We start from the raw sequence: 16406 nt of genomic DNA on the forward strand, positions 1-16406 counted from the left end.
GATGAATCAGGACAATCTGATCGAAATCCGCGACCTCAGCGTCGAGTTCGTCACCGGCGAGCATCACCATCGCGTGGTCAACAACGTCAGCTTCGATATCAAGCGCGGCGAAACCATTGCGCTGGTGGGTGAAAGCGGCTCGGGGAAATCGGTGACCGCCCACTCGATCCTGCGCCTGCTGCCCTACCCGCTGGCGCGGCATCCTTCCGGCAGCATCAACTATGCCGGGCAGGACTTGCTGACCCTCAAGGAAAAAACCATCCGCCACATTCGCGGCAACCGCATCGCGATGATCTTCCAGGAGCCGATGACCTCGCTGAACCCGCTGCACAACATCGAGAAGCAGATCAACGAAGTGCTGGGGCTGCACAAGGGGCTCACCGGCAAGGTTGCCACCCGGCGCACCCTGGAGTTGCTGGAATTGGTAGGCATCCCCGAGCCGCACAAGCGTCTCAAGGCGCTGCCCCACGAATTGTCCGGCGGCCAACGCCAGCGGGTGATGATTGCCATGGCGCTGGCCAATGAGCCGGAATTGCTCATCGCCGATGAACCCACCACCGCGCTCGACGTGACGGTGCAGTTGAAGATCCTGGAATTGCTCAAGGAGTTGCAGGCGCGGCTGGGCATGGCGCTGCTGCTGATCAGCCATGATTTGAACCTGGTGCGGCGTATCGCCCACCGCGTGTGCGTGATGCAAAAGGGTTGCATCGTTGAGCAGGCCGACTGCGAGACGCTGTTCCAATCGCCCCGGCACCCGTATACCCAGGAACTGTTGGCGGCGGAACCGAGCGGCGGGCCGGCCGCCAATGCAGTCGGGCCAGCGCTGCTGGAGGTCGATGACCTGAAGGTGTGGTTCCCGATCAAGAAGGGCTTTTTGCGCAACACCGTCGATTACGTCAAGGCGGTGGACGGCATCAATTTCAGCCTGCCCCAGGGGCAAACCCTGGGCATCGTCGGCGAAAGCGGTTCGGGCAAATCCACCCTGGGCCTGGCGATCCTGCGCTTGATCGCCAGCAAGGGCGGTATTCGCTTCGAAGGCCAGCAACTGGACACGCTGACCCAGCAGCAGGTACGCCCGCTGCGCCGGGAAATGCAGGTGGTGTTCCAGGACCCGTTCGGCAGTCTCAGCCCGCGCATGTGCGTCAGCGAGATTGTCGGCGAAGGCTTGCGCATTCATAAAATGGGTACGCCGGCCGAGCAGGAGGCGGCGATCATCGCCGCGCTCAACGAGGTGGGCCTCGACCCGCAATCGCGCAATCGCTACCCCCACGAGTTCTCTGGCGGCCAGCGCCAGCGCATCGCCATCGCCCGCGCGCTGGTGCTCAAGCCGCGCCTGATCCTGCTCGACGAGCCCACCTCGGCACTGGACCGCACGGTGCAACGCCAGGTGGTGGAACTGCTGCGCAGCTTGCAGGCCAAGTACAACCTGACCTACCTGTTTATCAGCCATGATCTGGCGGTGGTAAAGGCGCTGAGCCATCAGTTGATGGTGGTCAAGCAGGGGCAAGTGGTGGAGCAAGGTGATGCGCGGGCGATATTTGCCGATCCGCAGCATGCGTATACGCGGCAGTTACTGGAAGCCGCCTTTTTGGCACCGGCCTGACGGAACGCCTGACGCCTTACGACCGTGGCTGAAGCAAGCCACGGCATTCAATGACGGGGCTGCTGTCGTCAGGGCCGCGGGCTGCGCGACCATCGGGGTCTACGTTTCTACAGGACGCTGTACCCCATGGACGAACCCTACGCGCTGCTTTCCACTGAAGACCTCTCCGGCGCCACGTTGCCGACGCCTCAAGCCAGCTTCTCTTCCGCTGAGCTGCGCGAGCGCGACGACCTTCGTGTGCAAGGCGACAAGGAACTGATCGCCCACTTGCTGCCGGTGCTGAAAACCACCCCAGGCGCGCCAGCACCGGCGGCACACACGCCCGTTAAAGTATCCGAACTGTCCTTGCTGGGGCAGTGGGGCGATGTCTTCAGCAAAGCGTTCAACCAACGGGATTTCGTCGAATGGGCGGATCGACGGGGCCTGGACTTCAACACAATGTCGGTCTGCAATGGTGTGCTGCAGGCCAGTTCCCATGGGCAAACCACGCTCCAGCGCTTTACCCTGGCGGACGCTTCGGGATGGTGGGCCGTCGCCAACCCGATCATTTTTATCGCGCAGTTACTCGACCCCGCCGAGCTGGGCCTTCCCTACCTGGGCGACCGGGTGAGCAATCCCGAACGCAGCCTGCCCCTGGACCGGGTGCTGGCGTTTCACGGCTACCCGATGCCCGCCAACCGTTTGCAGGTGGAGATGATCGCCGAGGAGTTGCGCGCGCTGGGGGCCTTCCCTGGCATTGACGACAGGGGGCTGAGCCGCTCGTTGATCCACGACGAGCTGCTCAACCAGCAACGCGACTACCGGCAATTGGCCGATGCCCTGCAGGCCCTGCCAGACCTTGACAGCTTCACGCTGTACAAGACGCGCATGCAGTTAACGTCGGGCTCGTTGCTGGCGCGCACCCTGGTGGACGCTGCGCAGTTGCTCAAAAGCATCGTCGAAGACACCGTTGTCGAGGTCGACGGCGATTACTTTTTCGACCACCGCAAACAGCTGATCTGCAGCCTGCCCGCCGCTGTGGAAGACGTGACTCAAGTGCGCGAATGGCTGCCCCAGGTCCCTGATGTGCTCTGGCGCAGGTTGCTGCGCCTGGCCGAAAAAGCGGGCACCGATCTCTATCTGGACCACAGCGTGAGCCTGGCGGGTCTGTTGCAGGCCTACGGCATCGAGCGCGCCGTGAGCAACACCGAAGTTGCGGCGCTGATCACGCGGCTGCGCCAGTGGCCGATCACACAGGCGCCGACACTTTATGCCGCTGCCCGCAGCCTGGATGAGCGGTATATCCAGAATCAATACATCGGTTTGCGCAACGACCGTCATGTCATTCGCAAAGCGCTCTACGCGGTGCTGCGCCACGGTCGGCTGACCGGTCCCGAAGGCCTGGACGTGGTTATTGAAGTAGACCCGGAGCGCCTGCCAGTGGTCCTCGAACCGGGTCGCCTGAAGTTGCAGGCACTGGTCGATCAGGCCGAGTTTGTGAAAATCCGCCAACAGGAACAGATCGACCCCGCCAGTCATGTGCTGTTGAGCGTAGTCAGCGGTATCGGCGCCCATGGGCTGGATGGCCAATGGAAGATGATCACGGGCGCAGTAATGGCCGATCCCAAACTCGCGTCGCAAGTGCGCCCATTGACCATGCTGGCCGCGCGCATGGGCGGGCAGTTGCGCACCAACAAGGCCGTGAGCCTGAGCCAGGCGCTGCACCTGTACAAGGTGGCGGTGCCGACCACACTGGAGGAAGTGCGGCTGGCCGCGCAACGCTGGTCCATCACCGCGCCGCAACGCCTTTACGAAAGCGACTACTGGCGTGCGCTCAAGTCGGCTCACCCGACGCAACCCAGCGGCTGGATCCTGTCGGAGGCCGACCGGCTGCGGGTGCTGGTGGTGAGCCAGGGGTTTGTTTCCGACCCCGAACAGGACTTATTCAGCTACCTGGCGGCCCCCGTGCTGGGAGACAAATCCCCTGAGGACATCCGCGCCGAAGCGGATTTGCTGATGATCCGCCTGATCGCTACGCCACGCGCCCAGCAACTCGCCGGCCAATTGCAGCGCAGCGTGCAGTGGCATGGCAGCGACACCAACCCCGCCGCCAGTCGCAGCGCGCTACTGTGGGCGGCCTTGATCCTGAGCCTGGACCCGACGGCGGGCGCACACCCCAATCGTATTCACCACTTGGACTGGTCGGCCACTGACTTCTGGGGCGAACCGGTTGCCTATGTACGCAGCCAACTGGAAAGCAGCTTGCGCCTCGCCCCCGGTGCCGCCGCCCTCGCCGCCCATTTGATGCTGTGCGGTCAGGCGCCGCACCTGCTGGTACGCGCGATTCCTGATTCGATGCCGTTCCTGAGCACCCAGGCCTGGATCCTGTTCGAGCAATATGCCACCTACCTGGAACGGCGCATACCGGGTGCGGCGCGCCAACTGAGCCATGCCGAGATCATGTATCAGGCGTATCTGCCGCCGCGCAGGGGCTGGGCAAAGTTTCTGGACGGTGTCCACGCGCTGCCCCCCATCCACATGTGGGCCGCGGTCAACGGCGTCATTACGCGCCAGGAGCGCTACAGCAGTGCCGAGTCCAACCTGGCGATTGCCGCGCTCAACGAGCTGCGGGCGCGCCTGAGCCGCGCCCTGGAAGCGTTCGCCAGCCCGATCCTGACCCAACGTGAGATTGCGTTGCAGGCCTTGCAAAAGGTCTGGCCGGACAATCGCCAACTGACGGACCTGGTGCTGATGTGGCTGCCCCAAGACTCGGCCTCCGCCGAGGACAAGCGCTTTGAAAATGTGCACACCGGCAAAAAATTCTCGTTCGTCGACCTCTACATAGCCAACCGCCTGGAAGCGGATTCGCCGCATTGGCACTCCTCCAGCCCGACCATCAAATACAGCGACATGGCGCAGCGGTTTCATCAGCTCACGCCCTTCAGCCAGGTTTTCGCGCAACGCTGTGCGCAGAACCTGCAACGGTTGCAATCGGCCTATAAGGAATACCTGCAGAACAGCCTGCCGCAGCTATCGTTGCCACGACGCGAAGCGATTGAGTTTGGGCGCATCCGTTTTTTTGCCCTGCGCAAAGACGCCGAGCCGGTCGGGCCATTCGGCCTGATCCTGTGCGTCAGTTATTACGGCGATCGTCATGTGTACGAGTGCTTCCCCAAATACCTGTTGCTGCGCCCGCGCCATGACCTCGACTATGCCGCCCTGATGCAGGCCGCCGCGGCAACCGGGCAGGATGTGTCTAACCTGGGTTTTCATTGGCCGGCTTACGCCGACGGGGTTGAGCCAGCAAAAAGTGACAGTGAACAACGCTGGCCGGGCCTCAGGATCAGCCAACTGGCGCCCGTATTGCCAGACGTCGACACGCTGCCGCAGGCCGATGCCCAGGGCCAGCGGATACCGCGCAGCTTCGACTCGCCGCGCTCCAAGGCGTTGGCGGCGATCATTGTCGAGCAACATTTCTTTCAACGGGCGGCAGCGCTGCGCGAACACTCCACCGTGCCGCCGACCCTGGAACAACTCGGCAACGGCGAAGATCCCTGGGCCGAGTATTTGCGCCGTATGGCCATGGCTGCCCTGTGAGGCCTTGAACCCGAGGCGGTTTTGTATAACGCTGGGCACCCCTTCCGCTTGGAGCGCCGCGCCATGACCTTGCCCGCAAGCCCCACGGCGCCCCGCTTCTGGCGCGACGCCGGGCTGCCGTACATCGAAGCGCGCACCATTGTCGACGGGCGCAAGGTCACTTATACCCGTCACGCTCACGAGCATTTTTCCATCGGTGCGATCACCACCGGCAGAAGCTATTACCACTACGGCGCGGACACCTTCCAGGTCAGCGCCGGCACGGTGGTGCTGATGAACCCCGGCGACGTGCACGCCTGCAATCCCATCGCCAACGAGGCATGGTCCTATCAGATGCTGTACCTCGACACCCCTTGGCTGACGGATTTGCAGCACCAGCTGGGTTTCAGCACTGACCAGGGTTACCGGCCATTCAGTACGCCCTACACCCAGGACAAGGTGCTGTACGACGGGCTGCTGGCGTTGTATCGGATACTGGTGGATGAACAGGCCGAACACCTGCAAAAACAGAGTGCGTTGGTGAGTTACTTCACCGAGGTGCAACAGCGCCTCAACCCCTCCGACACCCCGATGCGCGAGGTCAATCACAAGCTGGAGCGCGCCGCACAGTACATCCGCGAGCACTGCACCCAGGCGCTGAAACTGGAGGATATCTGCCTGGCCGCCGAGCTGTCGCCGTCGTACCTGATCCGCGCGTTCAAGCAGTATTACGGGCTCACGCCGCACGCGTTTCTGGTCAACCAGCGTATCCAGTTTGCCCGCGCGCAATTGCGCCAGGGCGAACTGATCGCCGATGTGGCCCTGGCTGCAGGCTTTGCCGACCAGGCGCACTTCCAGCGCACGTTCAAACAGCATTTTGCCGCCACGCCGGGGCAATACCGCGACCGGCTCACGCCATCAGCAAATAACCCACACTGGCCACCAGCAACGCGGCCATCGAACGGTTGAACAGCCGCACGCCGCGCGGGTTGCTCAGGTAACGGCGCAGGAACGTGCCGGCATAGGCCCAGCAGGCCACCGACAGGTAGCAGATCACCAGGTAGAGCGCCGCAAACAGCCACACTTGCGCGGCGTCGCCGTCTGCCACAAACAACCCCATGCCCGCCACGCAGGCCAGCCACGCCTTGGGGTTGAGCCACTGCATGATCGCGCCGTAAAGCATCGACGGCGCGGTGGCCGTACCCTCGGCGTCCAGCCGGCCATCGTCCGCTGCCAGCTTCCAGGCCATGTACAGCAGGAAGGCCACGCCGCCCCATTGGATCAATTGGGTCAGGATCGGCCAGCGCACCAGCACTTCATGCAAGCCCAGGCCAATCAGCACCAGCAGCAACGTAAAGCCCACGGCGGCGCCGAACACGTGTTTCTGGCTGGCGACAAAGCCGAAGCGCGCCCCCACACTCAGCGCCACCACATTGACCGGACCCGGTGTGATGGAGGTGGCCAGCGCGAAGGCTGCCATGGAAATGATCAGGCTCATTGCAGTTCCTTTTTATCCGAACGAGTAGCGATGGCCCCACGGTACCGGGCCTGTCGTCCGGGGTATTGAAGAAAATGCCCCTCAGGTATCTACACATCTTAAGAAGCTGACGAATCTCTTTGTGGGAGATCTGTTAACCGTTGATCAACGAAACGTGCGCACCCACCCCGGCGCGCACGCCCTCGGCCACGGCCAGCGCGACGGAACCGGCGGCGAGAGAGGTATCGCCACAGGCAAACACGCCGGGCACGGAGGTCTGGCGCATGTCATTGGTGTGCAAATAAGCGCCGGTGGGCCCGTCGGCCAGCGCGCAGCCCAGTTGCTCGGCCAATGGGCTGATGCGGGTGCGGGGCATCGTGAAGATACCGTCGAGGTTGAACACCCGGCCGTCATCCAATTCCAGGTCCGCGCGCTCACCGCTGATGCGCCGTACGGCACCGCTTTGCACACTGACGCCACGTCGGTCCAACTGCGCCTGTTGCTCGGTATCGGGTGTGAACACGCCGTTGGTGAACAACGTGGTGGTGCCCCAGTCCGGCAGCATCAATGCGTGGTGCATGGCCAGGGATGACGTCGCCAGGACGCCGATGCGGCCGCTGTCCAATTCGTAGCCGTGGCAGTACGGGCAATGGAACACCCGCTTGCCCCAACGTTCCTTGAGGCCGTCGATGGCCGGCAAGTCGTCGACCACACCCGTGGCGAGGATCAGGCGCTTGCCGTGCAACGTCCCGTTATGTTCGCTGCGAACGCTGAAACCCAGCGCCTGTTCAGCCGTTTGCACGACGCTGTCTTGCAGCCAAGTGACCGTTGGATATTCCATCAGTTGGCTGCGCCCTTCTGCGGCGATGATCTCCGGCGCCTGGCCGTCCTGGCCAAGAAACCCGTGGGAGGTCGCGGCGAAACGGTTGCGCCGCTGCCCCGCATCGATCACCAGCACCTGGCGCCGCGCCCGTGCCAATTGCAGGCCCGCCGACAGGCCGGCGTAGCTGCCGCCCACGATAATCACGTCGTACATCATGAAAATGACCCCTGCTGTGTGCCCCCGGTTGTCCGGGCGCTTTCATGACACACCATAAGTTACATAAAAATACTCCGTCAAGAGTCTCGCAACTTTTCGGGTTACGAAGGATACTTTCAAGCGAATCGATCAGAGGTTTGTTGATGAGAAACGACACGCGCCTTTCGCGCATGCTCCATGTGTTGATCCATATGGGTCGCCACGAGGAACGCGCGACGTCCGAAACCATCGCGCAGATGCTCGGCACCAACCCGGTGGTGGTGCGACGCACGCTCGGGCTGCTCAAGGAAAAAGGTTACGTACGCTCGGAAAAAGGCCACCAAGGCGGCTGGTGCCTGGGCAAACCTTTGAGTGAAATCACCTTGCTGGAGATTCACAACGCCCTGGGCACGCCTTCGATATTTGCCATCGGGCTGTCCACCGACCATCCGCAGTGCCTGGTGGAACAGGCGGTGAACGCCGCGCTCACGGATGCGTTCGAGCAAGCCCAGGCGCTGCTGCTGAAGCGCTTGGGCGAGGTCACGCTGGCGCAGTTGGCCGAGGATTTTGACGAGCGCTATCGCGTGGCGATGCTGCCCTAGCGCTGTGCAGGAATGCGAATATCGCCGTCGCGGCACTGGGTTTTCACGCTGCGCGGGCAGCCGGCGAACGCCAGGTCCTTGGTCAGGCACACACGCACTTCCGACAGCACCTTGCCTTTGCAGATCACCGCCAACCCATGGTTGCCCATGCGCGGGTTGCTCTCGCGGAACAATGCCTCTATCTCACGCGCAGGTAACGAGGGCGGCGTATTGAACGGCTGCAGTTGCTGCGGAATGTTCACCACACCCAGCGCCTCATCGGTTTTTTGCAGATAGGCCGACGGTTCCAGGCCAGTGCAGGTGCCATGCTTGGCCCATTCGTGCCTGAGCAGCGAACGGGTCGGGAACAGTGCCGCGCCTTTTTCGATGTCTTCGCGGCTCAACCGCGACTGCGGCGAGCACGAAGCCGGCCACCCTCCCCGCGCGTATTGCGGCCACAGGCCGTGCAAGACAAAACCGTAGCCCTTGCCCGAACACTGCTCATTGTCCGGTTGAGTCAGGCAGAAGGTCGGTGACCATGACAACGACAATACGTAAAAATCAAACTCGCCAGGCGTGCCTTGACTACGCGCAGCCCCCATCGCGCTGGTGGCCAGCACCAGCCACAACGCCATCCAGTATTTCATCCGTATGTTCCTTGGAAAAACGAAAAAATCCCATCGCGGTTACCCGGGATGGTTGGGGTTACGTTGCAGTACCTTGTCCAGGATCCGATCAGTCTTTAACGCTTCGATCGCCAGTGATGGATGCTCGGCTTCACCACGGATATGCGCGTTCATCGCCAACACGTGGTGCCATTGGATATGCGCGTGGCACGGTACTTCCAGTACTTCGTCGACCTCCCCTTCAAGGCGCAGGGGCTGGTCCTCAAAGACCGAAAACTGGATGCGCCCGCGGCTGCCGATCAGTTCGACCACGTCTTCACGCCGGTCCGCGACAAAGTTCCAGCAGCCCATGCCCAGTGCGCCCGAACTGAAGGTCCAGCACGCCGTCACGGCATCCTCGGCCGCATAGTGCCCGGCCTGGCGCGCGGTAAAGCCTGAGACTTCGATGATATCCCCGGCCAGGTATTGGAACAGGTCGAACCCATGGCTGGCCAGGTCGGCGAAGTAACCGCCACCGGCAATGGCTGGGTCCGTACGCCAGTTGGCGGCACTGGCGTCATCGGCGCTCGGTGGCTTGCACAGCGTCCAGGTGAGGTGGCGCAGCTCGCCGATGCGCCCTTCCCGCAACCAGTCGCGCACCTGCTGGAAGCGCGGCAGTGAACGACGGTAGTAGGAGACAAACAAATGCAGCCCCGCGCGCTCGAAGGTGCGCTGCATCAGCGCGCTCTGCTCGGCATTCAGCGACATGGGTTTCTCGACGCAGCAATGCTTGCCGGCGGCGGCCACCATCAGGCTGTATTCAAGGTGACTGTCAGGCGGCGTGGCGATGTACACAGCGTCCACTTCGGGGTCGTTGATCAGGGCTTGAGCGTCGGTGTAGAAACGCGCAATGCCGTGGCGTGCCGCATAATCACGCACCGCGACTTCACGACGCCCCATCACCGCCACCAACGCAGAACCTGGCGCTTTGTAGAAAGCCGGTCCACTCTTCACTTCAGTGACACTGCCACAGCCGATCATGCCCCAGCGTACGGTGCTCATCTGCTCTCCTCGTCCGTTTTTGATCAAGCGGGCAGTATCCACATCCCCACCCGTCAGCGCCATAAGCAGTTAGCATGACAATTGCATTACACTTTTATGACACTCATTCCTCTGCGGGGGCACAGACGATGAAAATACGCGCAACGGTCATCTGCGAGCACGAAGGCAATATCCTCTTCGTGCGCAAGGCCCGGTCGAAATGGGCCTTGCCCGGAGGCAAGGTCGAACGCAACGAACGCCCGGTCGGCGCCGCCGAGCGCGAGCTCGAAGAGGAAACCGGATTGAGTGTGGACGGCTTGCTTTATCTGCAGGAGTTGAAGGCTCGTGACACGGTTCATCATGTGTTCGAGGCGTCGGTTGTGAACATCGACGAAGCAAAACCTTGCAATGAAATTACCGATTGCCAGTGGCATCCGTATGGGGCGATTGATGACTTGGATACCACGGATGCTACACGGCACATCGTTAAGTCATTTGTGCGGCGGTTGTAGTTCTGCGTTTTGCCCGCTGGGTTATTTCCGAGCTGTTCGGTTTCTGCTGTTCGACCTGGAATCTGACGGGCGAGACAAGCGCAACGGGCGGATGCGCCCGGAGTTCGCCAACGGTGACGTGAGACGGCAAGCTCAAACTGCAGGCAAAAAAAATCCCAAGTAGCTGATGGAAACTTGGGATTTAAAAATGCATAAACCGTGGGAGGTGAACGCCCGGCCATAATAGCGATAGAGAAAAGGTGGAACAAGATTATTTTAATCCTTTCGTCGGATTAGAAGCGCTGTAAGTCATTCAATAACCACATGTTTTTTAAGGTCGAGAGTTAGATGAGTGCCACTTTTTGGTGCAACTACCGCCAATACTCCCGCTTATAACCACGGCTATTAGATCAAGCAGAGACCACACTTTATGACCTACTGCGCCCTGCTCTTCTCGTAACGCACATCGTGACCCTCGGCCTTGCCGACCAAGGTCCAGCCCAGCCGTTGGTAAAACCCGTTGGCGCGTATTTCGTCGCGACCGTCGGTGATCAGGAACAGCCTGTCGTGGTGCTCAAACAGCGCGGCTTCGGCCACTGCCATCAGTTTGCGGCCTAGTCCCAGGTTCTCGTGAGTCGGCAATACGAACATCGCAAATACCTCACCCTCGGCCAGGTTGACCATGGCAAAGGCGACGGGCCGACCGTCCGCTTCGGCGACCCATGCGCAAGGTGCATCACGAATACTGTCCGCGAGCACTTGCGGCGTGATACCCAGCTCCGCCATCTGCTCGACGCTCAAATGGTTTTGCACCACCGAGGTGCGGATATGGAACAGCGTGTCGATATCGTCCTGCGTCGCCGCGCGTATCAGCGTTTGCATAATGGCCTCCGTTTGAAGACGCAATTGTAGGCAGCTACACACACGGTGAATGTGGAGGATTTGTAAGCGCCTGCTGGGTCAAATAACGCTTAACGTACATTTGCGTTGGCCCCTGCTCGTCGGGTCATTTACGCGCAACTTTATAGCGCACGCAATCCTGATAAAAACTCTGACGAATCGCCTCAGGCTTGAGCCGGGAGCGGCTGTCGTAGGTCTGTTCGGTAATGCCCATGGCCATCATGCGCATCCAGGATTTGTTGAACTTAATGGTCTGGATCTTCTGCCGCGCGGCGTACAGCGACACCCCCGACAGCTTGAGTTCCTGGGCCCTGGCGGCCGTACCGGCGCCCCAACTGCACATGTACTTGTCACCCTCGCGCAGCTCCCGTGCCTGCACGGCAGCCGCGCCGCCGGCCAGGGAGCAGGCGATCAGCATGATTCCAACGTTGCGCATCTGTATCCCTACCCTAACCACCTGAAAATAAAAGCGATTCTGGCGAGGATTTGGTTACAAAGGGGCCATTAAAATGCCTTATCGATTGGCTGTCACCATTGGTAGGTGGCGCTGGCCTGTACGGTGCGCTGTGAGCCGTACCAGCACCAGGAGTAGGAATAGCAGGAGGCGACGTACTCTTTATTCGCCAGGTTCGTGGCGTTTAGGGCCAGGCGCAGGTTGTCCTTGAGGTTGGCAATGTTCGGGATGTCGTAATGCACCGCTGCGTCAAACAGGGTGTAGCCCGGCACCTTGAGCGTGTTCGCGGTATCCCCCCAGGAAGATCCGACATAACGCGCGCCAGCCCCGGCACCAAAGCCCTTGAGGTGGCCGTCGTGGAACGTGTAGTCAGCCCATGCCGAGGCAGTGTGGCGCGGTATCGCGTAGGTGGTGGTGCCTTCGGCGGCAAGGTTCGGACCTACGCCGATATCACCGATGGGCGAATAGCGCACGGTGTTGTTGGACTTGCTGATGCGGTTATCCAGGTAAGCGTAGGCCGCGGTGATGTCCAGGTTATCGTTGAGGCTGGCCTTGCCTTCCAGTTCAAAGCCCCGGGATTGCACCTCGCCGTCCTGGCTCTGGCAACGCCCGCTGCCGCACAGGTGAGTGGGGTCCGGGTCGGTCGTCAGCACATTGGTCTGGCGCAGGTCGAAGATCGCTGCGGTGATAAAACTGTTGCTGCCCGGCGGCTGGTACTTGATGCCGACCTCATACTGTTTGCCTTCGGTCGGTTTGAACACCGAGCCGCCATACCCCGTGCCAGATTGCGGGTTGAACGACTCCGCGTAGCTGGCATACGGCGCCAGGCCGTTATCGAAGAGGTAAACCAGGCCGACTCGGCCGGTGAAGGCCTTGCTATCCAGCGACGACTTGCTCTTGGCACCGCTGCTGATGGTTTGAGTGCTGTTATCGGTGCTGGCCCAGTCATAGCGACCACCCAGTAACAGCACCCACTTGTCCCACTTCATCTGTTCCTGCAGGTAGACACCGGTCTGTTCGCTACGCGACGTGCCATCGGTGGTATACGCCGGCACCGGGACCGCTGCGCCGTAGACCGGATCAAAGATGTCCAGGGTTGGTCCGGCTTTGTAGACACCTGAGCCGGAGAGCGTGTCGGTGCTGGTGTTCTGATAGTCCAGCCCCATCAGCAACGTGTGCTGCAACGGCCCGGTATCAAATTTGGCCTGTAACTGGTTGTCGAGCGTGTAGGCATCCATGTCCACATCGCTGGCAATGGTTGAACGCTGAATGGTGCGGTAATCCGATAACAGGATGTTGCTGTAGAGGCTGCGATAACGACCTTCGGTGCGCAGGTAGCGGGCATTCTGGCGTACGGTCCACACGTCATCAAACTGGTGCTCAAACGCCCAGCCGATCGAGTAATACTCGCGGTCACTCTTCTCGAAATTCTTCTCGCCATCATAAAAATCCACATCGATCTTGCGTCCGGTCGGGCTATGCAACACCGATCCCCAGGCCGGCACCGAACCGTAGGACGCGCCCTTGGGGTCCTTCTGGAAATGCCCGAGCAAGGTCAGCGAGGTGGCGTCGTCCGGGCGCCAGGTGAAGGCGCTGGACAGCGACTGGCGGCGCGTCTCGGTGTGTTCCACCTGGCCATCTGCATCGTCGAAAAGCCCGGCCACACGGTAGGAATACACGCCTTGATCATCCAGCGGACCACTCAAGTCGAAGGTCGTACGCTTCTTGTTGAAGGTGCCGTATTCCACACCCACCTCATGAAACGGCGTATCCAGCGGGCGCTTGCTGACCATATTGATCACCCCGCTCGGCGTGCCTTGGCCGTACAGCACAGAGGCCGGGCCGCGCAGGACTTCGACGCGCTCCAGGTCAAACGCATCCTTTTGCGGCAAGGCGTCACGGCTGGATGGCATGCGCAGGCCGTCAAGGTAGGTGGCCGGGGAGAACCCCCGGATCGTCAGTTGATCAAGCCGCGACGCGGTGGCGCCACGGGTCTCCGGGACCACGGCGGCGCTGTAGCGCAGGATCTGGTTGAGGCTCTCGGCGTTCTGTGCACGCATCTGGTCTTTGGTGACGATCGAGATCGACTGCGGGGTCTCGATCAGCGCGGTGTCGGTCTTGGTGCCCGACAAGCTGCGCGTGGCCACATAACCGGACACCGGGCCGGTCGGGCTCTCGGCCTGGTACGCGGCGCTGATGGTGGTGGCCTGCAGTTCCATCGCCCCGCCGTTATCCGGTATGGCCTCGAGGCGATAGCGGTCGGCGGAGATCTTCAAGGCCTGCAGGCCGCTGGCTCCGAGCAATTGATTGAGTGCGGCCTCGGTGTCGTATTGCCCACTCAAACCGTTGCTGCGCTTGCCCCGCGTCAGGCTCGCATCGAAGGCCAGCACCAGGCCCGCCTGCTCGGCCAGGCTATTGAGCGCCTGGCTCAGGTCACCGGCGGGAATCGAGAAACCGCGCACGGTGCTCTCTTCAGCGAAGGAGTTCTGGACAGTCAGCAACGGCACAGCGGCAAAAGCCATCGCCACAGACAAAGCCAGTGGATGCAAGGGACGAGCAAGGCGCGACATGGGAAATCCTGCGTAATAAGGGTTCTATTAACCATGACGGCCATGTCTGAAAATCGGGCAAGGATGAGAGCGATTTTTATTTGAGAGTGGTTGCTGCAATCAGCTGCGTCGCTTTTGTGTGTAGCTTTTCAGGTTGGTTTTTCGTGTTTTTTTCCCGTACGTAGTCGGCCTTTTCTGAATTTATCAACCGTTCATCCAGTAGCTTTTCGCTGCGGCAGACTCCGACGCCTTGCCCCTCGTCGAGACGTCACGGATGACCCACGTTGCCCACATTGCCCTTATCGAAGTTGAGCTGGATGGCTTTCATCGAAGCCTGGAGGTTTATCGCCAGCAGATGAACGCCTGGTATTCCCGTGCGCTGGATTCGGTGAGTCATGGGTTGGATATGCCGTCGTTGCTCGGGGTGGACCGGGTTTTGCGGGCGGGGGATTCGCAGCGGGCGGTTAGCTTTTCCGATTCGAATTTTTCCACCGTGGCTCAGTGTCCGGTGGGCGGTGAGCTGAAGATCCAGAGCCTGTTTGAATCGGTGTATGACGTGCCGATTGGCGGCATCCCGGTTGAGGTGATTGGCCTGGATGACGGCAGTTCCACCGTGATCATGCTCGATGAGCACGGCGAGGGTTCGCACCACTGTGCGGCGGGCGGGCGCTATCAGGTGCGGGTGCAGGGCAGTGTTTCTAGCGAGCAGGTGGACGCGTTGTTTGCCTCTTACGTGGGGCTGATGGGGGACCTGGAGCGCTGGCTTCGGTCGCAGTGGTCTGGCTTCAAGCCGCATTGGGAGCGCTCTACCGCCAGCGCGATTGGCAGCGGCGTGCTGGCGGGCAGTTGGGCCGCGATTCGCGACGTGTGGGAAAGCATCAAGCTGGTGCAGGCGATTCTTGAAGACCCGTTGAAATTCGTCGAGCAGCTGGGTGATCAGGCGGCCCAGTTGGCGCGGATAGCGATTGATGCGCCCAGGGTCATGGAACAAGCGATGTTGCTGGCCAGTGATGAAGCGGCGCTGTTCCTGATGGTGCGCACGGCGATGATCTGGTTGGACGCGTTGCCGCCCAGTGAGATCGCCGAGGTGGCCGCCGGTCTTTTGGTGTCGTTGCTGATTGACCTGGTGATTGGCGCGATGCTGACCATCGCGTTGCCGGCGGCGGGTGTGGCGTATTTGAGCTTGCGGCTGGTCAAGTATGGCGCGCGGATTCTTGAGGCTGCGGTGAGCTTTGTTAAGGGTCTTTTAGGGATTCTGACGCAGTTCATGCAGGCAGTGGATCGCTACAAGGCGGTGGCGGTTCGCGGGGTGGTTGGCGGGCTGAAGCAAGGCACGCTGCAGATGCGCTGGAAGGCGCGGCAGAACGCGGTGCTGAAGCAGACAGAGCATGTCGACGATGCGCCTGCGGTGGCGAAGAACCCGGCGGGGGATGCGGCGGCGGCCTCGGACAAAACCTCCACCAACGGCTGCCCGGTGTCGATGGTCACCGGGGAGGAATTGCTGACGCTGACCGATGGTGTGCTGGACGGGGTTTTGCCGTTTGAGTGGGCTCGGTTGTATCGCACCAGTGCGGTGGAAATCGATAGTGGATTGGGGTTTGGCTGGAGTCATTCTTTAGCGCATCGGCTGAGAGTTTCCGGTGATTCGGTGGTGTGGGTCGATCATGAGAACCGGTCGACTGCCCTGCCCTTGCCGTCTGCTGCTCGGCCGGCGATTACCAATAGCCTGGCCGAAGCGGCGATCTATTTGGGATCGTTGCCCGATGAGTTGGTGCTGGCCCAGGCATCGCGGTTCTACCACTTTCGCGACGGTGTGCTGACGGCGATCAGCGATGCGTATGACAACCGGCTGCGCATTTCCCGGGATTTTTTGGGGCGCATTGAGCGGGTTGATAACGGCGTCGGGCGTTCGCTGTTTTTGCGCTATGCGTCGGGCCGCATTGTGGCGGTGGATTACCAGATTCAGCGCGCCGAGGACGACGGTCCGTTTGTCTGGGTGACGGAGCAAAACGTTGTTTCCTACGCCTATGACGACCTTGGCCGGCTGGTTTCGGCGACCAATGCGGTAGGCGAAAGTGAGGTTTATCGGTACGACGAGCAGCACGTCATTCTTGAGCGTGGGTTGGCCGGTG

General features: G+C 61.2%; 13 protein-coding genes. 6 read left to right on the plus strand and 7 right to left on the minus strand.

Features of this window, described 5'->3' with window-relative positions; translation table 11 throughout:
- The first annotated feature begins 1 nt into the window (after window position 1).
- The 3 genes from H0Z09_RS16245 (at window position 2) to H0Z09_RS16255 (ending at window position 6127) form a co-directional block, all read left to right on the plus strand.
- A complete protein-coding gene (locus tag H0Z09_RS16245) occupies window positions 2-1603 on the plus strand; it encodes an ABC transporter ATP-binding protein (protein ID WP_186691436.1) in 1602 nt (533 codons plus the stop codon).
- A 126-nt stretch (window positions 1604-1729) separates the two neighbouring features.
- Window positions 1730-5179: a hypothetical protein gene (locus H0Z09_RS16250; RefSeq protein ID WP_186691437.1), complete on the plus strand. Its 3450-nt coding sequence runs from the start codon at window positions 1730-1732 to the stop codon at window positions 5177-5179.
- A gap of 63 nt (window positions 5180-5242) precedes the next feature.
- Entirely contained in the window at window positions 5243-6127 is an 885-nt protein-coding gene (locus tag H0Z09_RS16255) for an AraC family transcriptional regulator (RefSeq protein WP_186691438.1), read from the plus strand.
- Here H0Z09_RS16255 and H0Z09_RS16260 read toward each other — a convergent pair.
- Together H0Z09_RS16260 and H0Z09_RS16265 are read right to left on the minus strand one after the other, a co-directional pair.
- Window positions 6069-6656: a LysE family translocator gene (locus H0Z09_RS16260; protein WP_186691439.1), complete on the minus strand. Its 588-nt coding sequence runs from the start codon at window positions 6654-6656 to the stop codon at window positions 6069-6071. The two genes, H0Z09_RS16255 and H0Z09_RS16260, sit on opposite strands and share 59 nt — an antisense overlap.
- Before the next feature lie 133 nt (window positions 6657-6789).
- Window positions 6790-7674, minus strand: coding sequence for an NAD(P)/FAD-dependent oxidoreductase (locus H0Z09_RS16265; protein ID WP_186691440.1), 885 nt, complete (start codon window positions 7672-7674; stop codon window positions 6790-6792).
- Between the two features lie 143 nt (window positions 7675-7817).
- Here H0Z09_RS16265 and H0Z09_RS16270 point away from each other — a divergent pair, with 143 nt between their 5' ends.
- Window positions 7818-8255: an Rrf2 family transcriptional regulator gene (locus tag H0Z09_RS16270; RefSeq protein ID WP_186691441.1), complete on the plus strand. Its 438-nt coding sequence runs from the start codon at window positions 7818-7820 to the stop codon at window positions 8253-8255.
- On the opposite strand, the gene H0Z09_RS16275 is transcribed toward H0Z09_RS16270, so the two are convergent.
- Together H0Z09_RS16275 and H0Z09_RS16280 are read right to left on the minus strand one after the other, a co-directional pair.
- Entirely contained in the window at window positions 8252-8881 is a 630-nt protein-coding gene (locus H0Z09_RS16275; RefSeq protein WP_186691442.1) for a ribonuclease T2, read from the minus strand. The two genes, H0Z09_RS16270 and H0Z09_RS16275, sit on opposite strands and share 4 nt — an antisense overlap.
- A gap of 39 nt (window positions 8882-8920) precedes the next feature.
- The gene (locus tag H0Z09_RS16280) at window positions 8921-9901 is read right to left on the minus strand and encodes a Gfo/Idh/MocA family oxidoreductase (RefSeq protein WP_186691443.1); all 981 of its coding nucleotides are present in this window, start codon (window positions 9899-9901) and stop codon (window positions 8921-8923) included.
- A 128-nt stretch (window positions 9902-10029) separates the two neighbouring features.
- Here H0Z09_RS16280 and H0Z09_RS16285 point away from each other — a divergent pair, with 128 nt between their 5' ends.
- Complete coding sequence (locus H0Z09_RS16285; RefSeq protein WP_186691444.1) at window positions 10030-10392, plus strand: NUDIX domain-containing protein; 363 nt, start codon at window positions 10030-10032, stop codon at window positions 10390-10392.
- A gap of 414 nt (window positions 10393-10806) precedes the next feature.
- On the opposite strand, the gene H0Z09_RS16290 is transcribed toward H0Z09_RS16285, so the two are convergent.
- The 3 genes from H0Z09_RS16290 to H0Z09_RS16300 form a co-directional block, all read right to left on the minus strand.
- The gene (locus H0Z09_RS16290; protein ID WP_186691445.1) at window positions 10807-11253 is read right to left on the minus strand and encodes a GNAT family N-acetyltransferase; all 447 of its coding nucleotides are present in this window, start codon (window positions 11251-11253) and stop codon (window positions 10807-10809) included.
- Between the two features lie 124 nt (window positions 11254-11377).
- A complete protein-coding gene (locus H0Z09_RS16295; RefSeq protein ID WP_026139966.1) occupies window positions 11378-11707 on the minus strand; it encodes a hypothetical protein in 330 nt (109 codons plus the stop codon).
- 92 nt (window positions 11708-11799) lie between these two features.
- Complete coding sequence (locus H0Z09_RS16300; RefSeq protein WP_186691446.1) at window positions 11800-14295, minus strand: TonB-dependent siderophore receptor; 2496 nt, start codon at window positions 14293-14295, stop codon at window positions 11800-11802.
- 253 nt (window positions 14296-14548) lie between these two features.
- Between H0Z09_RS16300 and H0Z09_RS16305 the strand changes: the two genes are divergently transcribed.
- On the plus strand, window positions 14549-16406 hold a 1858-nt coding region (locus H0Z09_RS16305), incomplete at its 3' end, for an RHS repeat domain-containing protein (protein WP_186691447.1).

The organism is Pseudomonas sp. SWRI18 (genome assembly GCF_014268345.1).
In the GTDB taxonomy this organism is placed as follows: domain Bacteria; phylum Pseudomonadota; class Gammaproteobacteria; order Pseudomonadales; family Pseudomonadaceae; genus Aquipseudomonas; species Aquipseudomonas cedrina.

Bases quoted from the DNA above. Each gene is read 5' to 3' on its own strand.
- H0Z09_RS16295 (WP_026139966.1), bottom strand. From the start codon at position 11,707: ATGCGCAACGTTGGAATCATGCTGATCGCCTGCTCCCTGGCCGGCGGC.
- H0Z09_RS16275 (WP_186691442.1), bottom strand. From the start codon at position 8,881: ATGAAATACTGGATGGCGTTGTGGCTGGTGCTGGCCACCAGCGCGATG.
- H0Z09_RS16255 (WP_186691438.1), top strand. From the start codon at position 5,243: ATGACCTTGCCCGCAAGCCCCACGGCGCCCCGCTTCTGGCGCGACGCC.
- H0Z09_RS16280 (WP_186691443.1), bottom strand. From the start codon at position 9,901: ATGAGCACCGTACGCTGGGGCATGATCGGCTGTGGCAGTGTCACTGAA.
- H0Z09_RS16245 (WP_186691436.1), top strand. From the start codon at position 2: ATGAATCAGGACAATCTGATCGAAATCCGCGACCTCAGCGTCGAGTTC.
- H0Z09_RS16290 (WP_186691445.1), bottom strand. From the start codon at position 11,253: ATGCAAACGCTGATACGCGCGGCGACGCAGGACGATATCGACACGCTG.
- H0Z09_RS16260 (WP_186691439.1), bottom strand. From the start codon at position 6,656: ATGAGCCTGATCATTTCCATGGCAGCCTTCGCGCTGGCCACCTCCATC.
- H0Z09_RS16250 (WP_186691437.1), top strand. From the start codon at position 1,730: ATGGACGAACCCTACGCGCTGCTTTCCACTGAAGACCTCTCCGGCGCC.
- H0Z09_RS16265 (WP_186691440.1), bottom strand. From the start codon at position 7,674: ATGATGTACGACGTGATTATCGTGGGCGGCAGCTACGCCGGCCTGTCG.
- H0Z09_RS16270 (WP_186691441.1), top strand. From the start codon at position 7,818: ATGAGAAACGACACGCGCCTTTCGCGCATGCTCCATGTGTTGATCCAT.
- H0Z09_RS16285 (WP_186691444.1), top strand. From the start codon at position 10,030: ATGAAAATACGCGCAACGGTCATCTGCGAGCACGAAGGCAATATCCTC.
- H0Z09_RS16300 (WP_186691446.1), bottom strand. From the start codon at position 14,295: ATGTCGCGCCTTGCTCGTCCCTTGCATCCACTGGCTTTGTCTGTGGCG.